Genomic DNA, 20,239 nt, shown 5'->3' on the forward strand with positions numbered 1-20,239 from the left:
GGGTCGGGCTATGCGTTCTTCCTCGCGGTGAAGCGACGGGCTCGGGCGGCGGCCCGGTCGCTCCCGCCACGGCCGGCGGCCCGGCCTCTGCGGCTCCGGGCGGCGGATCCCGCGCCCTCGCGCGGTCCGTCGGCCGCCGCGGTGACGGTGACGGGCACGCCGGAGGGGGTCCGGGCGCCGGTGATGCGCTGCAACTCCGCCTCGCCGGGACGGACCCGGGCGGCACGCGGGGTGATTCCGGCGTCGGCCATCAGCCGGTCCATCGCGCGCCGCTGGTGCGGCAGGACGAGGGTGACGACGGTGCCGGACTCGCCGGCGCGGGCGGTACGGCCGCCGCGGTGCAGGTAGTCCTTGTGGTCGTTCGGAGGGTCGACGTTCACGACGAGGTCGAGGCCCGCGACATGGATTCCGCGGGCGGCGACGTTGGTGGCCACCAGGACCGTGACATGGCCGTTCTTGAACTGGGCGAGCGTCCGGTTGCGCTGCGGCTGGGACTTCCCGCCGTGCAGGGCCGCGGCACGCACCCCGACGGACAGCAGGTGCTTGGCCAGCCGGTCGACCGCGTGCTTGGTGTCCAGGAACATCATCACGCGCCCGTCACGGGCGGCGATCTCGGTCGCGGCGGTGTGCTTGTCGTCGTCGTGCACGTGCAGCAGATGGTGCTCCATGGTGGCGACGGCTCCCGCGGACGGGTCGACCGAGTGCACGACGGGGTCGTGGAGGTAGCGGCGTACCAGGAGGTCGATGTTGCGGTCCAGGGTGGCCGAGAACAGCAACCGCTGGCCGCGCGCGGGGACTTGGTCGAGCAGCGCGGTCACCTGCGGCATGAAACCCATGTCGGCCATCTGGTCGGCCTCGTCCAGGACGGTGACGGCGACCTGGTCCAGCCGGCAGGCTCCTCGCTCGATGAGGTCCTTGAGGCGGCCCGGCGTCGCGACGACGACCTCGGCTCCGCCGCGCAGCGCACTCGTCTGCCGGCCGATCGACACGCCGCCCACCACGGTGGCGAGCCGCAGGCGCAGGGCGCGGGCGTAGGGGGTGAGCGCGTCGGTGACCTGCTGGGCCAGTTCCCGGGTCGGGACGAGGACGAGGGCGAGCGGCTGGCGGGGCTGGGCGCGCTGACCGTCCAGGCGGGCCAGCAGCGGCAGGCCGAAGGCGAGTGTCTTGCCCGAGCCCGTACGGCCCCGGCCCAGGACGTCCCGGCCGGCCAGCGCGTTCGGCAGCGTGGCCGCCTGGATCGGGAAGGGAACGGTCACGCCCTCGGCGCCGAGGGCGGCCAGCAGGCGTGCGGGCATGTCCAGTTCGGCGAACGTCTCGACCGCCGGCAGCGGCTCGGTCAGGGTGACCGGCAGCGCGAACTCCTGTGCGCGTGCGGTGGAGCGCGTTCCCTGGCCGCCCTTGCGCCCGGTGGCCGGACGGGGGCCCTGCCGGCCCGGCTCCTGACCTCGGAAGCGGCTGCCGCGAGCGGACCCTGCCGAGCGCGCGGAACTCTTGTCGGTGCGGGAGCGGCTCTGGTCCGTGTGGAAGCGACTGGAACTGCCGCCGGTGCGACGGGTGCGGTTCATGGTGGAACCTTCCTCGATGCGGCGTATCGAGGAATTCCCACCGGCGGCGCGCGGCCGTACCGGGAATCACAAGAATGAGCCGGAGAAAAAAGAGAAAAGCTGGGACCCGCGCCCAAGAGCGCGGGCCCCAGCCATGTCATGCGCGAACCATTGGCTCGCGACGATTCGCGTCAGCGTCAGGCGGGAACGATGTTCTCGGCCTGCGGGCCCTTCTGGCCCTGCGTGACGTCGAAGGTCACCTTCTGGCCTTCCTGAAGCTCGCGGAAGCCGCTGGTGGCGATGTTCGAGTAGTGGGCGAACACGTCAGCGCCGCCGCCGTCCTGCTCGATGAAGCCGAAGCCCTTTTCCGCGTTGAACCACTTCACGGTGCCAGATGCCATATTGAATCTCCCTTGGGGGGCAGTGCCGGACTCCGCACTTTGCGAAGCCGAGTCGCCGCGATGATCACCCCTCCGGAAAGATCCGGAAAGCTCTGCAAAGAAAAAATCTCTGGCAACCAAAACTGCAACTGCTATCACGCTAACACAGTCGGGTGGCAGCGCCCATGATGTTTTTGGGCGCGTCCGGCAATTCTCGTGCCGACATGGCCCGTAATTCTGTACCGGCGGGACTAGATATCCGCGTGGGGCTCGTCCAGCTTCCGGCGCATTTCCCGGTTCCGCCGCAGGGCGTCGTCGAGCTGGTCCTCCAGGGAGACGATGCGGCACGCGGCCTCGATGGGGGTGCCCTGGTCGACCATCTCACGGGCGCGGGCGGCGACGCGCAACTGGCGGCGCGAGTACCGGCGGTGGCCGCCTTCCGAACGCAGGGGAGTGATCAGCCCGGCTTCGCCGACGGCGCGGAGGAAGGCAGGGGTGGTGCCGAGAACGTCCGCGGCCCGCCCCATCGTGTAGGCGGGGTAGTCGTCGTCGTCGAGGTTGCCGGTGACAGGGGCGTTCTCGGCGGGCATAGCACCTTCGTTTCGGGGACGCGGCGGGGGGACCCGGGCGTGCGTGGCACCCGCGCTCGAAGACTCGGCGCCATCTGCCTCGTCCGACAACCCTAACTCCGCAGGGCGCGCAGATGTGGCCTCGCCGTGACAGATTTCCACCTGCGGCCGCACCAGCCGCGGTACGAAGTGACCGCATGCGCTTCCTTCGGGCCGTGGGCTTCCGGTGGGCCGTGTGTCTCATCGCGGGTTCCCCGTCGTGCCGTCCGGGCGCCGGGTCTGGCCGAGTGCCGGCGTTCGGGCGGCGGTCAGGGGGTTCTCTGGGTCGGCGGCGGCTGTCAGCAGCCGGGCGGCCGAAGGGGCGGGCTCCTCGGGCGGTATCAGGAGGAGCACCCGGCGCCCGACGGTGCCGCGGTCGACGGTGATGACGTGGGCCCCGCCCTCCGGGTCCGGCCGGCTCCCCGTCGTGCCGTCCGGGCGCCGGGTCGGTATCAGGAGGAGCACCGGCGCCCGACGGTGCCGCGGTCCACGGTGATGACGTGGGCCTCGCCTCCGGGCCCGGCCGGCTTCACGGCGACCCGCCGGCCGGGCGCCATGACCGTGTGCGTGGCGCCGGGCCGATCGGCGGGGTCACCATGACCCGTACCGTCGTGCCCGTGTCCGGATCCAACGAGCCGACGTACGGGGGAAGTTCGAACTTCAGTCCGTCGTAGCGCGGCCACCGGGCCCCGCCCTGCGGGCCGTGGCCGCCCACCGAGGTGAGGGTGTGCGCGTCGGCCGGCGTTCCGCTGGGTTCCATCGTGCGGCCGGGAACGGCACCGCCGGTCGCGCCGCGCGATACCGCCAGGTGCGGCCTGGGGCGACGAACCCCAGGCCGCTGACCTGGGGTTTCAATCAGGGGCGTGGCAGGGCCACGAGGCGGGCTCCGTCAGGCGCTCCGCGAGTAAGACCGACACGTCACCGGTGAACTCCTCCTCGTTGACCCAGACGATGCCGACCTCGCCATCCGGCGCGTCGATGACCACCTTCGCGCCATGAGGGATGCCCCGGACTCGCTCCACGCGCCATTCGTTGGTCTCCATGCGGACACCCCATCCCCAGATACCTTTTTGCGGTCAGACCCCGCCAGAGGTAGACGGAATGGAACCACGCGAATACAGCGCGTGTGTAGTGATTGGGTGAAAGTCCTCAAATGTCTATTTATCGAGGGAGTCACCGTCGGACGCGAGACCGCGCAGCCGGCGCTGCACACGCGTCCATTCCCGGATGTCCTCGGCCTTCTCGGCCCTGTTCTCCGGGGCCTGCTCGGGATCGCGCGTGGCGAAGACGATCAGCCGCATGCCCTTGCGCTTCAACTCGATGACGTCGGTGTCCACGAGCTCCCCGTCGGCCAGCTCGTGCTGGATGCGGGCCGGGAGCCGTGACACGAACCCGGCGGCGTCCCCTGAGTCGGACGCCGGGGTCTCGGCGGCCGGCCCGGGTATGGCCGAATCCGTCACCAGGGTGGGTGTGCCGCCCTCCAGGACCGTCCTGGCGCTTCCGGGTGCCCAGCCCAGAGCCCTTTCGATCTTGTCGATGGTGAGCGGCATGGTCTTGTAGCCGTCGCTGGACTCTGCGCGCTGCACCGTGGAGTAGCCGGTCCCCGCCGCTTCCGCGAGGTCTTCCTGTCTCCAGCCGCGCGCCTTTCGTGCGTCACGGATGGCCTCTGCGAGGCGCTTCCAGTCTCGGGGGGTGGTGGTCACAGTTGTCATGATGCCTCACCGTAGGGCAACACATACAGATACTTTCAAGCTGTTGACCAGTAACGAGTCTGGGTCCCGGCCGGTAATCCGTTGCCCTGGTGGATTCAGCCTCACCAGTGACACGCCCAGCTCGCCGGTGACACGTTCATTGGCCCCTCCGTGCGGTTGACGAGCCTGGTCAACGCATCACGGTGATGTATTCCCACTTCTCCCGATTGCATTCACTCCTTGCGGTGAGGTGTGTCACTCGCTAGTGTCCTCCCCGTGACACCTAACGGAGCCACGATTCGCGCCTTTCGTGAAGCGCGCGGGCACTCGCTGAGGAGCCTTGCAAGCCTCACGGATAGGCATCCCAGCACCATCATGCGCATCGAAGAAGGATGCCGGGGTACGACCCCCGAGACCCTGAGGCGGATCGCCGCAGCTCTGGAGATCCCCGTCGAGGCCATCACCAGGGAGGGGCCGTGAGCGAGGAATCGTTCCTGTCCCGTCGGGTGGGCGGTGGCGGGCAGCCCAGGGGAGGGAACCGAGAACGGCGATCTCCCGGGTGTCGGCAGGGTTGGCCGTATCCCGCCGCTTCCTCGCCGATGCCCAAGCCGAACGGAGACAGTCAAGTGACTCAAGCCTGGGCTGAGACCGGTCCTCTCAGAGGGCTGGAACCCGAGCTCATCACCCGAGCGAGAAGCGGCGACCGGAAGGCGTTCGCGGCCCTGTACCGCCAGCACCGTGACACGGTCTACGCCGGCATCGTCCGCCGGGTGCGCAACCGGGACCTGGCGGAGGACCTCACCCAGGAGGTGTTCGTACGGGCGCTGCGCCGCATCGAGACCTTCACCTGGCAGGGCAAGAGCATCGACGCCTGGCTGCTGACGATCGCCCGGAACCTGATCGCCGACCACTACACCTCCAGCCGGGCCCGCCGCGAGGTACCCACCGGCGAGTTCGGCGAGTGGGTCGAAGGGGAGGGCAACGCCGAGGACACCGTGCTGCACAGTCTGCTGGCCGCGGAGGCCCGCAAGGTCGTCGGCGACGCGCTGCCCCTGCTCAACCCGCACCAGCGCACCTGCCTCCGGCTCAGGTTTCTCGAGGAGCTGTCCGTGCCCGAGACGGCCCGGGTGATGGGCCGGCAACCCAACGCGGTCAGGTCCCTCCAGCATCGGGCCATGCGCAGCCTGACCGAGCTGGTCCGGGAGACCTGGGCGGTGGGAGCGTGACGCAGGAGGGGAGCATCCGTACGACCGCCACCGTCATCCGTGAGTGCTTCGCGACCTTCGAGGCGGAGGTGGCGGTCAGGGTCGCACTGGCGCTGGACACCGACACCGTGTCGCGGCTGACGTCCGCAACGGCCGAGGAGGAGCGGCAGCCGCAGTTGCTGGGGCGCGACACGGTGGTTGTGCGGCAGGGCCCGGTCTTCGCCGGGCAACCGGAGACCGAGCCGGTGGGCTCGCTGGAGGCCGAAGCGGTGGCATGGGAGGCGAAGTGCGCCCGGGCGAAGACCGTCTGGGCCGCGCTGGGGCTGCAGTTCCACGGCCACAGGCCGGAGCTCATGGCCATCGAGTGGGACCGCGACCGCGTGGTGGTCTGCATCAAGGCGGCATCCCTGGCCGACTGGGACTTCTGGCTCACCGTCATCGGGGCACCGGTGGAGGCCGACACCCGGCAGGCCGGTTATGCGCAACTGGCCTTCGGCACACGGGACGGAGTGCCGGTGCATCTGGTCGCGCACGATGTGCCGCGTCTCCTCAGCGAGGCATGGGCGGCGGCCCGCGAACCGTATTTCCTGTGGGGCCGCGTCTACGACCTGGCACGGCCGCTGACCGACCGCAACGGCGAGACCTGGCACCACCACCGATTCCGGCCCCGGGACCACGTACCCCTGCTGTGGCGGGGCGACCGCGACGAGCCCTCGGCGCTGACACACCTCATCCGCGACGCCGGTCCGCTGACCGCCGATGCCGCCCGCTCCGCCCCCGACCCGGCGGCCGGGGCCGCCGGCTTCGCCTTCGGTTCGGTGGCCGGGGCCGTCTGTTTCGCCCCCGGCTACACCCCCGATCCGGCGGCCGGGGTCTCTCACCCCGCCCCCGATCCGGCCGGCGCCGAGGAGGGCGGCGACGAGTGAGCCCGGCATCCCCCCTCGACTCCGGAGAGCACCTGGTACCTCTTGCCCGGTTGCGCCGGGAGCTCTCCGGTGTGCCCGTCTCGGGCACACGGGCCGCACCGCACCGCCCCCGAAGCGGTGCGGCCCGACTCCCCTCCTCACCACGGCCGGCGGCGTGGCGCCGTGACCGTGGGCGGCGGACATGGTGGTAGGGCGCGGCGTGGACGACCTGCTGCTCCAGCCCGCCCAGGGCGCCTCCGCCGCCGCGGACGATTCCGACGGGCCCGTCTTCGTCGACGCGTCCGGCCGTCGCAGCCGCCGCTTCCGCCGCCTCGGCGTCGCCGTCGGACTCGCCTGCGTGGCCTACCCCGTCGTCATCCTCGTCACCCTCTTGTCGGGCAACTCGAGCGCGCCATGGCTGCCGGTGCCCGACCGGGACGCCGGCACGTCGGCAGTGCGGGTCGACATCTCGCCGCGTCCCTCCGGCTCGGCCGAGCCCTCCCACTCCCAGGGCAGCTCGGCCGAGCCGGCCCCACCCTCGAACGGCGCCTTCGGACCCGGGGTCCCGGCCGGGGGTCTTACGACCTCGCCGGCGGCGGCGACGGCCACGCCCGCACCCTCGGGCAGCGCCGTCGGCCCGGGGGCGTCCATCACCCCCGAACCGTCGACGAGTTCCGTCAGGCCCACCTCCGGCCGCACCACCGATGCCCCGGACCCCGAGCCGTCCACCTCGGAGGACTCCTCGCCGGACCCCACCACCTCCGGCGGCGGGGTCACACCCGGCCCCGGCGCGTCCACGGCGGACGGCGGTTCCGCCGATCCCGTACAGGCCGGAGCCGACTCCACCGGCCGCCTCGCGTTCCCGGAGATCGTCCGGTGACGGCAGCCCGCCCCGGCCCGTGCGCTCCCGCTCGGGAGGACCCGCAGAAGAACGCGGCGAGCGTCCGGCGCGCCCGGCTGCGCATGCGCCTCCTGCTGCCGCTGCTGGTCCTCCTCGCCGTGATGGCGATGCTGATGCTGCGCGGGTACGTGCACAGCGAGATCCTCGCCGACTACCGCGTCCGTCCCGAGGCCGCCACCGACAAGGTGCCGCAGAGCATCCTCGAGGGCGGCCCGGTCATCGACACCCGCGACGGGCGTACGACCAGCCTGCGCGTCCCCGACCACCGGCTCGTCCTCACCTTCGACGACGGCCCGGACCCCACGTGGACCCCCAAGGTCCTGGACGTGCTGAAGAAGTACCACGCGCACGCGGTCTTCTTCGTCACCGGCACCATGACCTCGCAACACCCGGGCCTCGTCCGCCGCATGGTGGCCGAGGGTCACGAGGTCGGCCTGCACACCTTCGACCACCCCGACCTCTCCTACCAGTCCAAGCGCCGCATCGACTGGGAGCTGTCCCAGAGCCAGCTCGCGCTCACCGGGGCGGCCGGCATCCGCTCGTCCCTCTTCCGGCCGCCGTACTGCTCCTTCGCCGATGCCATGGACAACGCGTCCTGGCCGGTGGCGAAGTACATCGGCACCCGCGGCTACCTCACCGTCGTCAACGACACCGACAGCGAGGACTGGAAGAGGCCGGGCGTCGGCCAGATCGTCCGCCGGGCCACCCCCCAGGGCGGCAAGGGCGCGATCGTCCTCATGCACGACGCCGGCGGCGACCGCCGCCAGACCGTCGAGGCCCTGGACGAGCTCCTGCCCCGGCTGCAGGCCGAGGGCTACCGGTTCCAGAACCTCAGCGAGGCGCTCCACACCCCCGGCGCGAACACCCCGGTGACCGGCGCGAACCTGTGGCAGGGCAAGGCGTGGATCTTCCTGGTCCGCGTCTCGGACGACGTCACCGACGGCCTGGTCGTCGGGCTGGTGGTCATCGGTGTGCTGGTCCTCACGCGTTTCGGTCTGATGCTGCTGCTGTCGGGCGCGCATGCCCGCCGCGTACGCCGCAAGGACTTCCGCTGGGGTCCGGCCCCGGTCACCGAACCGGTGTCGGTGCTGGTGCCGGCGTACAACGAGGCCGCGTGCATCGAGAAGACGGTCCGCTCCCTGATGGCGAGCGAGCACCCGATCGAGGTGGTCGTCGTCGACGACGGGTCCGGCGACGGCACGGCCCGCATCGTGGAGGACCTGGGTCTGCCGAACGTACGCGTCGAGCGCCAGCCCAACGCGGGCAAGTCCGCGGCGCTGAACAGGGGCCTCGCGGTCGCCCGCCATGACCTGGTGGTGATGATGGACGGCGACACGGTGTTCGAACCGTCCACCGTGCGCGAACTGGTGCAGCCCTTCGCGAACCCCCGGGTGGGCGCGGTCGCCGGCAACGCCAAGGTCGGCAACAAGGACTCCCTGATCGGCGCCTGGCAGCACATCGAGTACGTGATGGGCTTCAACCTCGACCGCCGGATGTACGACATCCTGCGCTGCATGCCGACGGTTCCGGGCGCGGTCGGGGCCTTCCGCCGGTCGGCACTGGAAGGCGTCGGCGGCATGAGCGACGACACGCTCGCCGAGGACACCGACATCACGATGGCCCTCCAGCGCGACGGCTGGCGGGTGGTGTACGCGGAGAACGCGCGTGCCTGGACCGAAGCGCCGCAGTCCGTAGGGCAGTTGTGGTCGCAGCGCTACCGCTGGTCCTACGGCACGATGCAGGCGATCTGGAAACACCGCCGCGCCCTCGTCGACAAGGGACCGTCGGGCCGCTTCGGACGCGTCGGTCTGCCGCTCGTCTCCCTGTTCACGGTCGTGGCCCCGCTGCTGGCCCCGCTGATCGACGTGTTCCTGCTGTACGGGGTGGTCTTCGGTCCCACGCGGAAGACGCTGGTCGCCTGGCTGGGCGTCCTGGCCGTCCAGGCGGCCTGTGCGGCGTACGCGTTCCGGCTCGACCGGGAGAAGACGACGCACCTCATCTCCCTCCCGCTCCAGCAGATCCTCTATCGGCAGTTGATGTACGTCGTCCTGCTCCAGTCCTGGATCACCGCACTCACCGGAGGCCGCCTGCGCTGGCAGAAGCTGCGGCGCACGGGCGTGGTGGAGGTCCCCGCCGCGGTCCCGCGGCAGCAGCCGGGCGGAGCGGGAGTGATCGGAGGCCCGTCGGATGACGACACACCAGTCCACGGCGGAGGCGACCTCGCCCCCGCATCCACCGGGGTACGCCCGGCAGCCGAGCCCGGCGTCCACGTCCGCCCCCGCTCCGGCCGCGTCGAAGCCGGGCCGTGACCGCTACCTGGACCTGCTCCGCTCGATGGCGCTCGTCCGCGTGGTCGTCTACCACCTCTTCGGCTGGGCCTGGCTGACCATCGTCTTCCCGTCCATGGGCGTGATGTTCGCGCTGGCGGGCTCGTTGACGGCGCGCTCGCTGAACCGTCCTGCACGGGACGTGATCAGGAGCCGGCTCCGCCGCCTGCTGCCCCCGCTGTGGGCGTTCGGCGCGGTGGTGCTGCTCCTGATGTTCGCGGACGGCTGGAACCCGATGAAGGACCCGGACCACGGCGGCACCTGGGGCCTGGTCGAACTCCTCGACTACGTCGTCCCGCTCGGCACCCCGCCGTACCCCGAGCATCTCGGTTCCGACTCGGGCCTGCTGGAAGGCACATGGGCGGCCCAGGCGGCGGGCCCGCTGTGGTACCTGCGCGCGTACCTGTGGTTCGTCATCGCCTCACCCCTGCTGCTGCGGGCGTTCCGCCGCGCCCCGTGGGTGACGCTGCTGACGCCGCCGGCACTGACGGCGATCGTCGGCACCGGCCTCGTCACCATCCCCGGTGAGACGGCCGACGTGGTGACCGACTTCGCGGTGTACGGCGGCTGCTGGGTCCTCGGCTTCGCCCACCACGAGGGAATGCTGAAGCGGATCCCGCGGTACAAGGTGGTGTCCTGCGCGGTCCTGGCGATGGTGTTCGCCCTGTGGTGGGCGTCGGGACATCCGGGCCCCGACGGCTGGGACCTGAACGACATCCCCCTGGCGCAGGCCATCTGGTCCTTCGGTTTCGTGGCGATCCTGCTCCAGTACTCCCCGTCCTGGCGGCGGCTGCCGGGCCGGCTGGCGCGCTGGGACAAGCTGGTCACGCTCTCCAACGACCGCGCGGTCACGATCTACCTGTGGCACAACCTGCTGATCATGGCCACGGTCCCGATCATCGACCGGGCGTACGGCCTGCCGTTCCTGCAGAGCGACCGCGCGACGGCGGCGCTCGACGCGACGTCCCCGCTGTGGACGTTCGTCCTGGTCTGGCCCCTGATCGCCCTCACGGCCCTCGCCTTCGGCTGGATCGAGGACATCGCCGCGAAGCGGACCCCCTGGCTGTGGCCGGACGGAACCGGGAGGCCGGCCGGGCGCCATGCCCGCCGGGCGTAGCCGCGACACGAATTTCCGGGCGAGGCCCGCTTCACAGCCCGAACAGCCTTGCCGCGTTGTCGTGGCACACCGCCCGGAGCCACTCCTGTCCGAGCCCCGGGCGTTCCGGGGCGTGGAGTTGGTGCACGTAGGGATAGGGGAAGTTGGGGAAGTCGGAGCCGAGCAGGATGCGGTCGCCGAGTCCGGCGAGCCGGGGCAGGGCACGGCGGGGGAACGGCATGAGGTCCTCGGTGAAGTCGGTCAACGCCATCGTCGTGTCCAGCCGCACCTGGAGAAAGCGGTGGCCAAGTGAAACGCGCGCATCACCATCTCAGTGATCTATGTCACTGCGGCCTGTGTTTCCCGTGATGTTCGTCGGTGGGTCTGCGCTGTAGGTGTGGGCCACTCCTGTAATAGGTGTGCCCCACGTGACTTTTCTCTGCGGCCTTTGCCGGCCTTCTGATGGGGTGGATACGTCGTGAGTCGTCGTACGTCGCATGCGTACAGACCGCTGAGCTTGAAACGACGGGCGTGGCTGACGCTCGGTGCCGTGGTCCTGGGAGGCGGCGGCGTGGTGACGTACGCGGTCGCCAGCCCCTCCGACGGCCCCGGTGCGGCGGGCCGGGCCAAGCGGCCCGTGAAGGTCTACGACCTCGCGCTCAAGGGGACCACGGGCGGCAAGCGGGAGCTGCCGCGCACCCAGACGCAGCAGTTCTCCCTGGTGGGCGTCTCCTGGACAGGGGCCGTCAAGCGGCTCGACGGCACGGCACAGGTGCGCACCCGCAGCCTGGACAGCGGTGCGTGGAGCGCCTGGCACGACCTCGAAGTGAACATCGACCCGCCGGAGGACCCCAAGGCCGGGATGCGCGGCGCGTCCGAGCCTCTGTGGGTCGGTCCCTCCGACGGCGTCGAGGCCCAGGTGGTCCACAAGGACGGCACCACGGGCGCGCTGCCCAAGGGACTCCAGGTCAACCTGGTCGACCCGGGCGTGGTGACCGACGCCGAGGCCAAGGCGACCGAGCCGGCGGCGTTCGTCGCCGAGGCGAGCAGCCCGGCGGCCACGCCCACCGATTCCACGGCACCCACCGACGGTACGACCGTGACGCCGACGGACGGCCAGACCGGCACGTCCCCCGCGCCGACCGATCCCACCTCCCCGGCTGCCACCGACACCACGACCACGGCGACGCCCACCGGCTCGGCGTCCGCCTCGGCTTCGACGAGCGCGTCCCCGAGCCCCTCGGTCACGACGCCGTCCGCGCCGCCGTCCACCGTGCCCGAGCCGCCGATCACCTCGCGCGCCGACTGGGGCGCCGACGAATCGCTCAGCCCCGACCCGTCGGAGTACAACGCCGACGTCAAGGCCGTCTTCGTCCACCACACCGACGGGGCCAACGACTACTCCTGCGCCGACTCGGCCTCCGTCGTGCGCGGCATCTACGCGTACCACACGCAGGTCAACGGCTGGAACGACATCGGCTACAACTTCCTCGTCGACAAGTGCGGCACGATCTTCGAGGGCCGCAAGGGCGGCGTCGACCTGCCGGTGCTCGGTGCCCACACCTACGGCTGGAACCGGGAGTCCACCGGTATCGCGGTGCTCGGCGAGTACACCTCCACCAGCGCATCCAACGCCGCGCTGGCCTCCATCGCCCGCGTGGCCGCCTGGAAGCTGGGCCAGTACGGCGCCGACGCGGCCGGCACGGTGCAGCTCAACGCCGGGGCGGCCCAGCAGAACTACTCCGGCACCAGCTTCACCGCCGGCACCGCGTACACGTTCCAGCGGATCTCCGCCCACCGCGACGGCTACAACACCCAGTGCCCGGGCAACGCGCTGTACGCCCAGCTGCCCACCATCCGCGCCTGGGCGGCCGGACCGGTGCAGGGCCTGAAGGCGGCCTCGGTCGGCGGCGCGGGCCTGTCCGGCTCGACGTACTACACCAAGGGCGCCGTCACCCTGAACTGGACGACCACCACTCCCGGTTCGCTCATCTCCAAGTTCGAGCTGCTGGTCGACGGCAAGGCCGTGACGTCCGTCGCCGGCACCGCCACCTCCGCCGGCACCACCCTGGCCCTCGGCAACCACACCGTCGCCGTGCGCGCCGTCCACCAGTCCGGCAAGACCACGACGAGCGCCGCGGTGAACGTGGTGGCGGAGACGACCGCTCCGACGTTCACCACCACGCCGAACCTCTCGCTGCGCACCGGCACGGTCAACACCAGCGCGGTCCCGGTCACGCTCGGCTGGAAGGCCACCGACAACGCGGCGCTGCAGAGCGTGAAGCTGCTGTCGCCGGCCACGGCCACCTTCGGCCCGACCACCACCAGCTCCAGCCGCACGGCCGCCTCCGGCACCGCGGCCACCTGGTCGATGCGGGCCTACGACTACGCCGGCAACTACCGCACCTCCTCCCCCTCCTACACCCCGGTGATCCTGCAGGAGACCTCGGCGGTGAAGTCCGGCAGCTGGACGACCCGTTCCTCCACCAGCTACCTGGGCGGGAAGTCGTACTCCAGCGGCTCCAAGGGTGCGAGCCTCACCTGGACCTTCACCGGCCGCTCCGCCTCCTGGGTGGTCTCCCGGGCCTCCAGCTCCGGCCAGGCGTACGTCTACGTCGACGGAGTCAAGGTCAGCACGGTCGACCTGAAGTCCTCCACCACCCTGTACCGGCAGGCGATCTGGACGAAGACCTGGTCCAGCAGCGCCAAGCACACCGTCAAGATCGTCGTGGTCGCCACCAGCGGCCGCCCCACCATCACCACCGACGGCCTCGTCTACATCAAGTAATTCCCCAACCCCCGTCTGAGCGGGGGTGTACGGCACACGGGGGCCCTTGTCCCGCCAGGTCAGCCAGGCGCGACAAGGGCCCCTCGCGCATCGGGCGCTGCCTAGGGCCGGTCGGCGTCCAAGGCATGGCCCCGGTCCTTGATCCGCTCGTAGGCACGGCAGTGTGCCTCGACACAACGGTCCGGCGCCAGTGCGCCGTGCCTGTCAAAGCCCCCTGTCAGCCTCGGCGTTCCGTGTCGTCGTCAGGGATGGCCCACGAGGGCCGGGGAGATCGCCTGCCGTGGCCGCCGCGCGGGGACGGGGTGCGAGCGGAGAGCGGGGGCGGCGGCCGGTCGCTGCGGACCGGATGCGGGCACGGGCGTGAGCTGCCCTGGGCCGGCGGGTGACGAGCCGCGCGGCGGCGTGAAGCGGGCCACCTCCCCCGGAGGCATGCCGAGCAGACGCCCGGCGTCACCCTGGCTCACGTGTAGCTTGTCCACGAGCTCGTGAACAGCCCGTATCCGGGCCTGCCCCCGCTCTCCCGGCTCGCAGAGCCGTGGGGCGTTGGGCGCTCCAGGGGTGTGACGGCCCGGCACTCCAGTGCGCTGTAGGAGTGGGCCCGGGGACCCAGGGGCCACGTGGCACCCGCTCGCCCCCGAATCCGAGCGGGTGGTCGCGCACCGAGGGGCAGGCAGGTGAATCCCCCGTCGCCTGCCTGCCCCCTGCGCACCCCGGCGCCCGGTCCGAGCGGGAGTGTGCGTCGACCCGGGCAACCGGGACCTGATGACCGCAGGCCGAACCATCGGGCCCGGGGGGACTACGAGCAACGCGATGATCGGGGTGTGTGTGCAGGGTCTGCTGGCGGACCGCTACGAGTTGCAGGAGCTGCTGGGACGCGGCGCGATGGGCGAGGTCTGGAGAGCCTGCGACCACCTCCTGGGGCGGCCCGTGGCCGTCAAACTGCTGCATGCCGAGGAGGCGGCGGACGCCGAGCGATTCCGCCTGGAGGCGCAGATCGCGGCCCGGCTCAACCACCCCAACGTCGTGGGCATGTACGACTTCGGCGCGCACCATGACCAGCCCCACCTGGTCATGGAACTCGTCGACGGCTGGAACCTGGCCCAGGAACGCTCCCTGCGCGGCGCCCTGCCCCCGGCCGAGGCGGCGGCCATCACGGCCCAGGCGGCCGCCGGCCTCGCCGCGGCACACCAGCAGGGAGTGGTCCACCGGGACGTCAAGCCCGCCAACGTCATGCTGACCACCGACCGCACGGTGAAGATCACCGACTTCGGCATCGCGCGCTTCGCCGAGGAGGCCGCCAGCAACCTGACCGCCACAGGCAAGATCATCGGCACCGCCGACTACCTCGCTCCGGAACGCGCGCTGGGCCGTCCCGCACAGCCCGCCTCCGACGTCTACTCCCTCGGCTGCGTCCTGTACGAACTGCTCACCGGGCGGCCTCCGTTCAGCGGAGCCACGTCACTCGCCGTGGTCCAGCAGCACGTCAGTGCCACACCCGCACCGCCCGACCGCCTGCGCCCCGGCATACCGCAGCCGCTCTCCGACTACGTCCTGCTCATGCTCGCGAAGGACCCGGCCCACCGGCCCACCGCCGAACAGGCAGCCGCCTGGCTCGCCGCGCAGAACGGGGCCCCACGACCGGCCGGGCACGACAGCACCACCCTCATGCCCACGCCGGCAATTCCACCGCCTCCTCCGACCCCGCACGCCGGTGCATCCCGCGCCGGCACGCACTCCCGTCCCAGCGGCCGCCGCAAACTGGCCTCCAGGACAGTTCTCGCCGGGGCCGGCCTCGCCCTGTTCGCCGGGGCCACGGCCTTCGGAGTCTCGCTCAATTCCGGCGACACGGCGCCCACTTCTCCGACCTCTCCCTCACCCACTCGCATCGCACCGACACCCTCCGGACGGACCCCGGACACGACGCCATCGCCGGCGACTCCGACCACCACCACGCCACCCGGGCCGGAACACGGCGACGGCAAGGACGGCCAGCGGTCGGGCAAGCACGACGACGGGAAAGGAGGAAAAGGACGGCAACGGCAATCCGGCGACTGAGCCGCCGGGAGATGCCGCGTACAGCCGTGAGGCAGACAGGCGGCCAGGTTCGTCTGCGTGAGGACTGCGATGAAGATTCAAGGGTATTCGAGTGCGCAACTAGAGGCGCTTCGGATCTGAGGCTGAACGTATGGGGCTGCCTGGGCAGGAGGAGGGTCCACAGCCGCTCGTGGACCGCCTGATCTCGGCGTCCGCCGCGTTCGAGGGCACTGAGGAGATCGCCGAGGGCCGGGACCTGGCCCGATCCTTCCTGACCGCTGTGCAAGCGGTGCATGGACTGCCGGTGTGAGGCCGCGCGATGGGCATGGTGCAGCTGGTCGTCAGCGAGCTGGTGACCAACGCCCACACATACGCTCCCGCCCCGTGGCCTGCTGACGTTGGAGGTCATCGAGGGCTGCGTGGAGGTGACCGTGTGGGACAGTGAGCCGCGCCTGCCGGTCGCCCGCGCGGCCGACCCGCACCGGGTGGGGCAGCACGGACTCGAGATCGTCATGGCGGTCTGCCGGAGCTTCGAGACGCATCGAGAGCCGGTGGGCAAGCGGATCACCGCGACCGTCGTGCCGGCCGATGATCCCGGCGGGGCAGCGGCCGGCCGCCAGTTCCTCTGAGGCCCATGTGCAGGCGAGTGCCTCTCCATCTCCTCGTGGCACGACGTGCTCCAGGCGTTCTGCCAGAGGTTCGCCACGGAGACCGCACCCTCGTGTCCATCGTGATCACCTCGGGCTGTGATCAGTGGACCGCAGCCCCCACTGTGCGATGGTGTTCCGTCGGCTTTGCGGGACACTCATCCGGCTGGGGGCAGGCGATGTGCACGGTCTCTGCTCGCGCGGATCGCCCGCACCGTTAGAGGCCGTTCTCACAAATCGAGCAAGTGTCCCAGCGTTTAGCTCGCTCGTCTGCGTCTGGGGGGCTGACCTGGTCGTATGGCCTGATCGGGGCCTCCTTCGCGCAGGTACCATCCCTCACTGCCCCCGGCTGTTTCCCGGCGGCCGTGGCCGATCTGTGCCGGTGGACCACGGTGGCGGCTCAGGAGCGGGTCCTTATCGGTCAGGCGTGACGTGGCTGGTTTGGGCATGGTGCGCTGCGGTCCATTCGCCAGGCAATTGCCTGGCGAGTGGGCCAGTGTCGGTATGTGTCGGGTGCTGATCAGGGCTGGGCGGTTTCTGATCCGGATGTGGTGCGAGCGAGCAAGCGCGGTACCACATCGCACAGTTGGGGACGGGAGGCAAGAGTGGCAGTTTTGGCCAAACCTATGTGGTGATCTTGGCCGAGTTGGATCGACAAGTAGACACTGTGCGAGGCGAGTCAGCCAGAAGGCGATGAAGCCCGACGGACGACCTCTGACTCCGGACGAACGGGGTAGCAAACAGGAGGGGTTGTGGAGCGCTACTTCACCAGCAGGTGGCATGAGGATCTCCGGCATCGTGTGCGTGAGTTCGCCGAGTACAAAGTGCGTCCCCGGATCGCGGAGATGGAGGCTTCACGGAAGGTGGCCCACGAGCTGTCCCGGCTCATCGCGCGGCAGGGATGGATCGGGGTGACCATCGGCAAGGAGTACGGAGGTATGGGGGCCGGACACCTGGCCAAGACGGTCATCATTGAGGAACTCGCCCGAGTCAGTGGGGCCATGGGGGCCATGGTGCAGGCATCCCAGCTCGGCGTCGCCAAGATCGTCCATTTCGGCAACGAGAGGCAGAAACGAACCTGGCTGCCGCGCATCGCTGCGGGCGACTGCCTGCCCACGATCGCTGTCACCGAGCCGGAGTCCGGCGGCCACGTCCTGGGCATGGGCTGCACCGCCGTCCGCGACGGCGACGAATACGTTCTCAATGGCCGCAAGGTCTTCGTCGGCAACAGCCACGTCGGGGATCTGCACGGCGTGGTCGTCCGTACGGGAGAGGGTTCGAAGGGACTGTCGGCGTTCCTCGTCGAGGCCGACCGCCCCGGCTTCTCCCTGGCGCCGCACAAGCCCGCCATGGGACTGCACGGCTTCAGTTTCGGCGAGCTGATCTTCAACGACTGCCGGGTGCCGGCGGAGAATCGGCTCGGCTCGGAGGGCCAGGGCCTGGCTGTCGCCTACTCCTCCAGCGTGCTCTACGGCCGGCCCAACCTGACCGCCGTCTCCCTCGGGATCCACCAGGCCGTCTTCGAGGAGACAACTGCCCTGTGCATCGAGCGCGAGCGGTACGGCGCGCCGCTCGGCGCACTCAACAACATCAAACTCAAGCTGGGCAGGTTGAAGTCCCGGCTGATGACGGCCAGGCTGGCCGCGTACCACGCGGTGCACCTGCTCGACCAGGGGCTGCCGTGCGACGCGGAGTTGATGAGCGCCAAGTTCCTCAACGTTGAGTCCGCCATCGAATCGGCGAAGGACGGCATGGACATCCACGCCGCGGCCGGCCTGTTCACCGATCGCCCGATGGAGCGATACCTGCGCGACGCCCACCACATATACGCGCCCGCCGGTACCTCCGACATACAGCTGCTGCGCCTGGGGGAAATGGCGCTCGGCGAGGCCAAGGGCCAGTGGTCCGAGCGTCTGGCCGACCTGGTGCGGACGGCACCGGCGGAGGGCCGGCAAGAGCAGTCCGAGCCCTTGCCGCTGGAAACGGTCGGCCGCACGGGCTGAAACTCACAGGGAGCCGCCGACACAGTTCCGTGCCCGCGGCTCCCCACCACGCATCATGGGGCCGGTTGTAGCCGACCGCCCCTCACACGTGCTCAGATCCCGCCCCGGCGTTCCATTTCGGCGATGCGGTCGGTCAGTCGCTGCGCCATCGACTTGATGGTCTCCAGGCCCGCCCGTCCCCACGGGCGGGTGTCCGTGTCCACCACGCAGATCGTCCCCAGAGCCATCCCGGTCTGCTGGTCGATCAGCGGCGCACCCATGTAGGAGCGGATGCCGATCTCGTCGACGACCGGATTCCCGGCGAACCGCGGATAGTCGCAGACGTCCTCCAGTACCAGTGCCTTGCGCCGTACGACCACGTGCGGGCAGTAGCCGTGGTCACGGGCCATCACCCGGCCCACCTGCGGCCCCGGCTGCAGCTCCATCCCAGGCCGGCCGGCCGCGTAGAGGCCGGCGAAGTACTGGCGGTTCTCGTCGATGAAGTTGACCATCGAGAACGGCGCGTTGGTGACGCGCGCGAGATCGGCGGCGAAGTCGTCGAATTCCTCGACCGGACTGTCCCCGATGCCGATGTCGCGCAGCCTGGCGACGCGGGCGGGGGCGTCCCTGTCCTCGGGCGTCAGAAGCAGGTGGGAGGTCGGGTCGTACTGGCTGTAGGGAACCGGGGCGGACATGCAGGCTCCAATCGGCCGCGCTGAGCGTGTCTCAGCGCAGCGGGTCAAGCTCCGCGGACGGTACTCCGGGAGTCGAGGTGAGCAAGTGCTGTACGAGTGCGACCAACACGCTGGTGCTGGAGGAGCACTGCCGCGCGTCGCACATCACGACGGGGATGTGGGGCTTGATGTCGAGGGCCGCACGGACCTCGTCGGGCGTGTAGCGGTAGGCGCCGTCGAACTCGTTGACGGCCACGACGAAACCGATGCCGCGACGTTCGAAGAAGTCGACGGCCGCGAAGCAGTGCTCCAGTCGGCGGGTGTCGGCCAGGACCACGGCGCCCAGAGCCCCGTTGGACAACTCGTCCCACATGAACCAGAACCGTTCCTGTCCGGGGGTTCCGAACAGGTACAGGATGTGTTGATCGTCCAGGGTGATGCGGCCGAAGTCCATCGCCACGGTGGTGGTCGACTTGTCCTCGACGCCGACCAGGCTGTCCGTGCGGGCACTGACCTGAGTCAGCAGTTCCTCGGTGCTCAACGGCTCGATCTCGCTGACTGCCCCGACAAAGGTGGTCTTGCCCACCCCGAAGCCCCCGGCAACGAGGATCTTCAGGGCGGTACGGAAGGGGTCAGAGCCGCTTACGAAGGCCATTCAGCACCGCCTCCAGGAGAGTTCGATCGGTTGGGGAGCCCGCCCTCATGAGGTGCGGCGCCCGCGTGGTGAGCGCGTCGTGCTGCACGAGGTCGGACAGAAGAACTTTGGTGATGACGGCCGGCAGCCGCATGTGAGCGGCCACCTCGGCAACCGACAGGGGCACGCCGCACAGATTCAGGACCTGTTCGTAGTCGGGGCCCAGATAGAGGTTCGGCCGGACGCCGGTGGCCACCACTTGGGTGAGCAGGTCGAAGTGCGCCGAGGGACGGGTGCGCCCGTTGCTGACCGTGTACGGGCGTACCAACCGCCCGGCGTCGTCGTCGAGCCACGCCTCGTCCTGCTCCTCCGTCATCCTCAGCGCCTCGGATCATGGGCCGCGGTGGGCGCCTGTTGGCGGGCGGGAGTGGCGAGATACGTGCGGACGCTCTTGACCAGCTTGGCCATCTCGTAGCCGAGCACGGCAGCGTCAGCTTCCCGCCCGGCCAGGACCGCCAGACAGGCCCCGGAGCCCGCCGCGCACACGAACAGCAGTGCGGTGTCCAGCTCTACGACCACCTGACGCACGTCCGCACCGTCGGCGAACCGCACGCCCGCGCTGCGCGCGAGGGAATGCAGACCGGACGCCACAGCCGCCAGGTGTTCTGCTTCGTCGATGGTCTCCAGACCGTCGAAAGCCTTCGCCAGTCCGTCCGAGGACAGCAATAGGGCGCTGCGGGCGTGGGGGACCCTTTGGACGAGCCCGGTCAGGAGCCAGTCGAGATTCTGGTTCTGGACGGTAGGCATGTCGCTCACGGTGGCG

19 protein-coding genes and 3 pseudogenes are annotated in these 20,239 nt (G+C 70.4%); 10 read left to right on the forward strand and 12 right to left on the reverse strand.

Features of this window, described 5'->3' with window-relative positions:
- Positions 1-8 precede the first annotated feature (8 nt).
- The 7 genes from ACQPXS_RS25010 to ACQPXS_RS25040 all read right to left on the reverse strand — a co-directional run bounded on the left by ACQPXS_RS25010 (position 9) and on the right by ACQPXS_RS25040 (position 4,244).
- Positions 9-1,565 (reverse strand): DEAD/DEAH box helicase, encoded by a 1,557-nt coding sequence (locus tag ACQPXS_RS25010; RefSeq protein ID WP_433451490.1) that lies wholly within the window; start codon positions 1,563-1,565, stop codon positions 9-11.
- Positions 1,566-1,741: 176 nt separating this feature from the next.
- Positions 1,742-1,945, reverse strand: coding sequence for a cold-shock protein (locus ACQPXS_RS25015; RefSeq protein ID WP_007383480.1), 204 nt, complete (start codon positions 1,943-1,945; stop codon positions 1,742-1,744).
- 230 nt (positions 1,946-2,175) lie between these two features.
- The gene (locus tag ACQPXS_RS25020; protein ID WP_433451491.1) at positions 2,176-2,514 is read right to left on the reverse strand and encodes a MerR family transcriptional regulator; all 339 of its coding nucleotides are present in this window, start codon (positions 2,512-2,514) and stop codon (positions 2,176-2,178) included.
- Positions 2,515-2,733: 219 nt separating this feature from the next.
- A complete protein-coding gene (locus ACQPXS_RS25025) occupies positions 2,734-2,997 on the reverse strand; it encodes a hypothetical protein (RefSeq protein WP_433451492.1) in 264 nt (87 codons plus the stop codon).
- Between the two features lie 64 nt (positions 2,998-3,061).
- Positions 3,062-3,292 (reverse strand): hypothetical protein, encoded by a 231-nt coding sequence (locus ACQPXS_RS25030; protein WP_433451493.1) that lies wholly within the window; start codon positions 3,290-3,292, stop codon positions 3,062-3,064.
- Between the two features lie 91 nt (positions 3,293-3,383).
- Positions 3,384-3,575 carry a hypothetical protein gene (locus ACQPXS_RS25035; protein ID WP_433451494.1) on the reverse strand — a complete coding sequence of 64 codons (192 nt, stop codon included), beginning with the start codon at positions 3,573-3,575 and terminating at the stop codon, positions 3,384-3,386.
- A 114-nt stretch (positions 3,576-3,689) separates the two neighbouring features.
- On the reverse strand, positions 3,690-4,244 hold the full coding sequence (locus ACQPXS_RS25040; RefSeq protein ID WP_433451495.1) for a helix-turn-helix domain-containing protein: 555 nt from the start codon (positions 4,242-4,244) through the stop codon (positions 3,690-3,692).
- Between the two features lie 255 nt (positions 4,245-4,499).
- Between ACQPXS_RS25040 and ACQPXS_RS25045 the strand changes: the two genes are divergently transcribed.
- From ACQPXS_RS25045 to ACQPXS_RS25070, 6 genes and pseudogenes are all read left to right on the forward strand, one after another.
- Positions 4,500-4,703, forward strand: a complete 204-nt coding sequence (locus tag ACQPXS_RS25045; protein ID WP_351803175.1) for a helix-turn-helix domain-containing protein — start codon at positions 4,500-4,502, stop codon at positions 4,701-4,703.
- A gap of 146 nt (positions 4,704-4,849) precedes the next feature.
- Positions 4,850-5,449 (forward strand): sigma-70 family RNA polymerase sigma factor, encoded by a 600-nt coding sequence (locus tag ACQPXS_RS25050; RefSeq protein WP_356300465.1) that lies wholly within the window; start codon positions 4,850-4,852, stop codon positions 5,447-5,449.
- Entirely contained in the window at positions 5,446-6,354 is a 909-nt protein-coding gene (locus tag ACQPXS_RS25055; protein WP_433451496.1) for a BN159_2729 family protein, read from the forward strand. Before ACQPXS_RS25050 ends, ACQPXS_RS25055 begins: the two co-directional genes overlap by 4 nt.
- Before the next feature lie 181 nt (positions 6,355-6,535).
- Entirely contained in the window at positions 6,536-7,213 is a 678-nt protein-coding gene (locus tag ACQPXS_RS25060; protein ID WP_433451497.1) for a hypothetical protein, read from the forward strand.
- Positions 7,210-9,402, forward strand: a pseudogene (locus ACQPXS_RS25065) (glycosyltransferase); the annotation flags it as partial. The gene ACQPXS_RS25060 and the pseudogene ACQPXS_RS25065, both read left to right, overlap by 4 nt.
- 19 nt (positions 9,403-9,421) lie before the next feature.
- A complete protein-coding gene (locus ACQPXS_RS25070; RefSeq protein WP_433451498.1) occupies positions 9,422-10,678 on the forward strand; it encodes an acyltransferase family protein in 1,257 nt (418 codons plus the stop codon).
- Between the two features lie 31 nt (positions 10,679-10,709).
- On the opposite strand, the pseudogene ACQPXS_RS25075 reads toward ACQPXS_RS25070, so the two are convergent.
- Positions 10,710-10,958, reverse strand: a pseudogene (locus tag ACQPXS_RS25075) (amidohydrolase family protein); the annotation flags it as partial.
- Between the two features lie 216 nt (positions 10,959-11,174).
- On the opposite strand from ACQPXS_RS25075, the gene ACQPXS_RS25080 reads away from it, so the two are divergent.
- The 4 genes and pseudogenes from ACQPXS_RS25080 to ACQPXS_RS25095 all read left to right on the forward strand — a co-directional run bounded on the left by ACQPXS_RS25080 (position 11,175) and on the right by ACQPXS_RS25095 (position 18,129).
- Positions 11,175-13,445, forward strand: coding sequence for a peptidoglycan recognition protein family protein (locus ACQPXS_RS25080; RefSeq protein WP_433451500.1), 2,271 nt, complete (start codon positions 11,175-11,177; stop codon positions 13,443-13,445).
- 762 nt (positions 13,446-14,207) lie between these two features.
- Positions 14,208-15,500 carry a serine/threonine-protein kinase gene (locus tag ACQPXS_RS25085; RefSeq protein WP_433451501.1) on the forward strand — a complete coding sequence of 431 codons (1,293 nt, stop codon included), beginning with the start codon at positions 14,208-14,210 and terminating at the stop codon, positions 15,498-15,500.
- Positions 15,501-15,630: 130 nt separating this feature from the next.
- Positions 15,631-16,108 (forward strand): annotated as a pseudogene (locus ACQPXS_RS25090) (ATP-binding protein).
- A 770-nt stretch (positions 16,109-16,878) separates the two neighbouring features.
- A complete protein-coding gene (locus ACQPXS_RS25095) occupies positions 16,879-18,129 on the forward strand; it encodes an acyl-CoA dehydrogenase family protein (RefSeq protein WP_433451503.1) in 1,251 nt (416 codons plus the stop codon).
- Between the two features lie 92 nt (positions 18,130-18,221).
- Here the strand turns inward: ACQPXS_RS25095 and ACQPXS_RS25100 are convergent, their stop codons facing one another.
- Genes ACQPXS_RS25100 through ACQPXS_RS25115 form a run of 4 tightly spaced genes read right to left on the reverse strand, consistent with a single transcriptional unit; the run spans position 18,222 to position 20,223 of the window.
- On the reverse strand, positions 18,222-18,803 hold the full coding sequence (locus ACQPXS_RS25100; protein ID WP_433451504.1) for a GAF domain-containing protein: 582 nt from the start codon (positions 18,801-18,803) through the stop codon (positions 18,222-18,224).
- A gap of 31 nt (positions 18,804-18,834) precedes the next feature.
- Complete coding sequence (locus tag ACQPXS_RS25105) at positions 18,835-19,437, reverse strand: GTP-binding protein (protein WP_351812474.1); 603 nt, start codon at positions 19,435-19,437, stop codon at positions 18,835-18,837.
- A complete protein-coding gene (locus tag ACQPXS_RS25110) occupies positions 19,415-19,792 on the reverse strand; it encodes a DUF742 domain-containing protein (protein ID WP_433451505.1) in 378 nt (125 codons plus the stop codon). The genes ACQPXS_RS25105 and ACQPXS_RS25110 overlap by 23 nt, the downstream gene beginning before the upstream one ends.
- A 2-nt stretch (positions 19,793-19,794) precedes the next feature.
- Complete coding sequence (locus ACQPXS_RS25115) at positions 19,795-20,223, reverse strand: roadblock/LC7 domain-containing protein (RefSeq protein ID WP_433455930.1); 429 nt, start codon at positions 20,221-20,223, stop codon at positions 19,795-19,797.
- Positions 20,224-20,239 lie beyond the last annotated feature (16 nt).

The organism is Streptomyces sp. CA-142005 (genome assembly GCF_050942335.1).
In the GTDB taxonomy this organism is placed as follows: Bacteria; Actinomycetota; Actinomycetes; order Streptomycetales; family Streptomycetaceae; genus Streptomyces.

Excerpts from the sequence above, each read along its gene's own strand:
- ACQPXS_RS25085 (WP_433451501.1), top strand. The coding sequence starts at position 14,208 with ATGACCGCAGGCCGAACCATCGGGCCCGGGGGGACTACGAGCAACGCG.
- ACQPXS_RS25015 (WP_007383480.1), bottom strand. The coding sequence starts at position 1,945 with ATGGCATCTGGCACCGTGAAGTGGTTCAACGCGGAAAAGGGCTTCGGC.
- ACQPXS_RS25035 (WP_433451494.1), bottom strand. The coding sequence starts at position 3,575 with ATGGAGACCAACGAATGGCGCGTGGAGCGAGTCCGGGGCATCCCTCAT.
- ACQPXS_RS25030 (WP_433451493.1), bottom strand. The coding sequence starts at position 3,292 with ATGGAACCCAGCGGAACGCCGGCCGACGCGCACACCCTCACCTCGGTG.
- ACQPXS_RS25020 (WP_433451491.1), bottom strand. The coding sequence starts at position 2,514 with ATGCCCGCCGAGAACGCCCCTGTCACCGGCAACCTCGACGACGACGAC.
- ACQPXS_RS25010 (WP_433451490.1), bottom strand. The coding sequence starts at position 1,565 with ATGAACCGCACCCGTCGCACCGGCGGCAGTTCCAGTCGCTTCCACACG.
- ACQPXS_RS25040 (WP_433451495.1), bottom strand. The coding sequence starts at position 4,244 with ATGACAACTGTGACCACCACCCCCCGAGACTGGAAGCGCCTCGCAGAG.
- ACQPXS_RS25100 (WP_433451504.1), bottom strand. The coding sequence starts at position 18,803 with ATGTCCGCCCCGGTTCCCTACAGCCAGTACGACCCGACCTCCCACCTG.
- ACQPXS_RS25105 (WP_351812474.1), bottom strand. The coding sequence starts at position 19,437 with ATGGCCTTCGTAAGCGGCTCTGACCCCTTCCGTACCGCCCTGAAGATC.
- ACQPXS_RS25115 (WP_433455930.1), bottom strand. The coding sequence starts at position 20,223 with ATGCCTACCGTCCAGAACCAGAATCTCGACTGGCTCCTGACCGGGCTC.
- ACQPXS_RS25110 (WP_433451505.1), bottom strand. The coding sequence starts at position 19,792 with ATGACGGAGGAGCAGGACGAGGCGTGGCTCGACGACGACGCCGGGCGG.
- ACQPXS_RS25070 (WP_433451498.1), top strand. The coding sequence starts at position 9,422 with ATGACGACACACCAGTCCACGGCGGAGGCGACCTCGCCCCCGCATCCA.
- ACQPXS_RS25060 (WP_433451497.1), top strand. The coding sequence starts at position 6,536 with ATGGTGGTAGGGCGCGGCGTGGACGACCTGCTGCTCCAGCCCGCCCAG.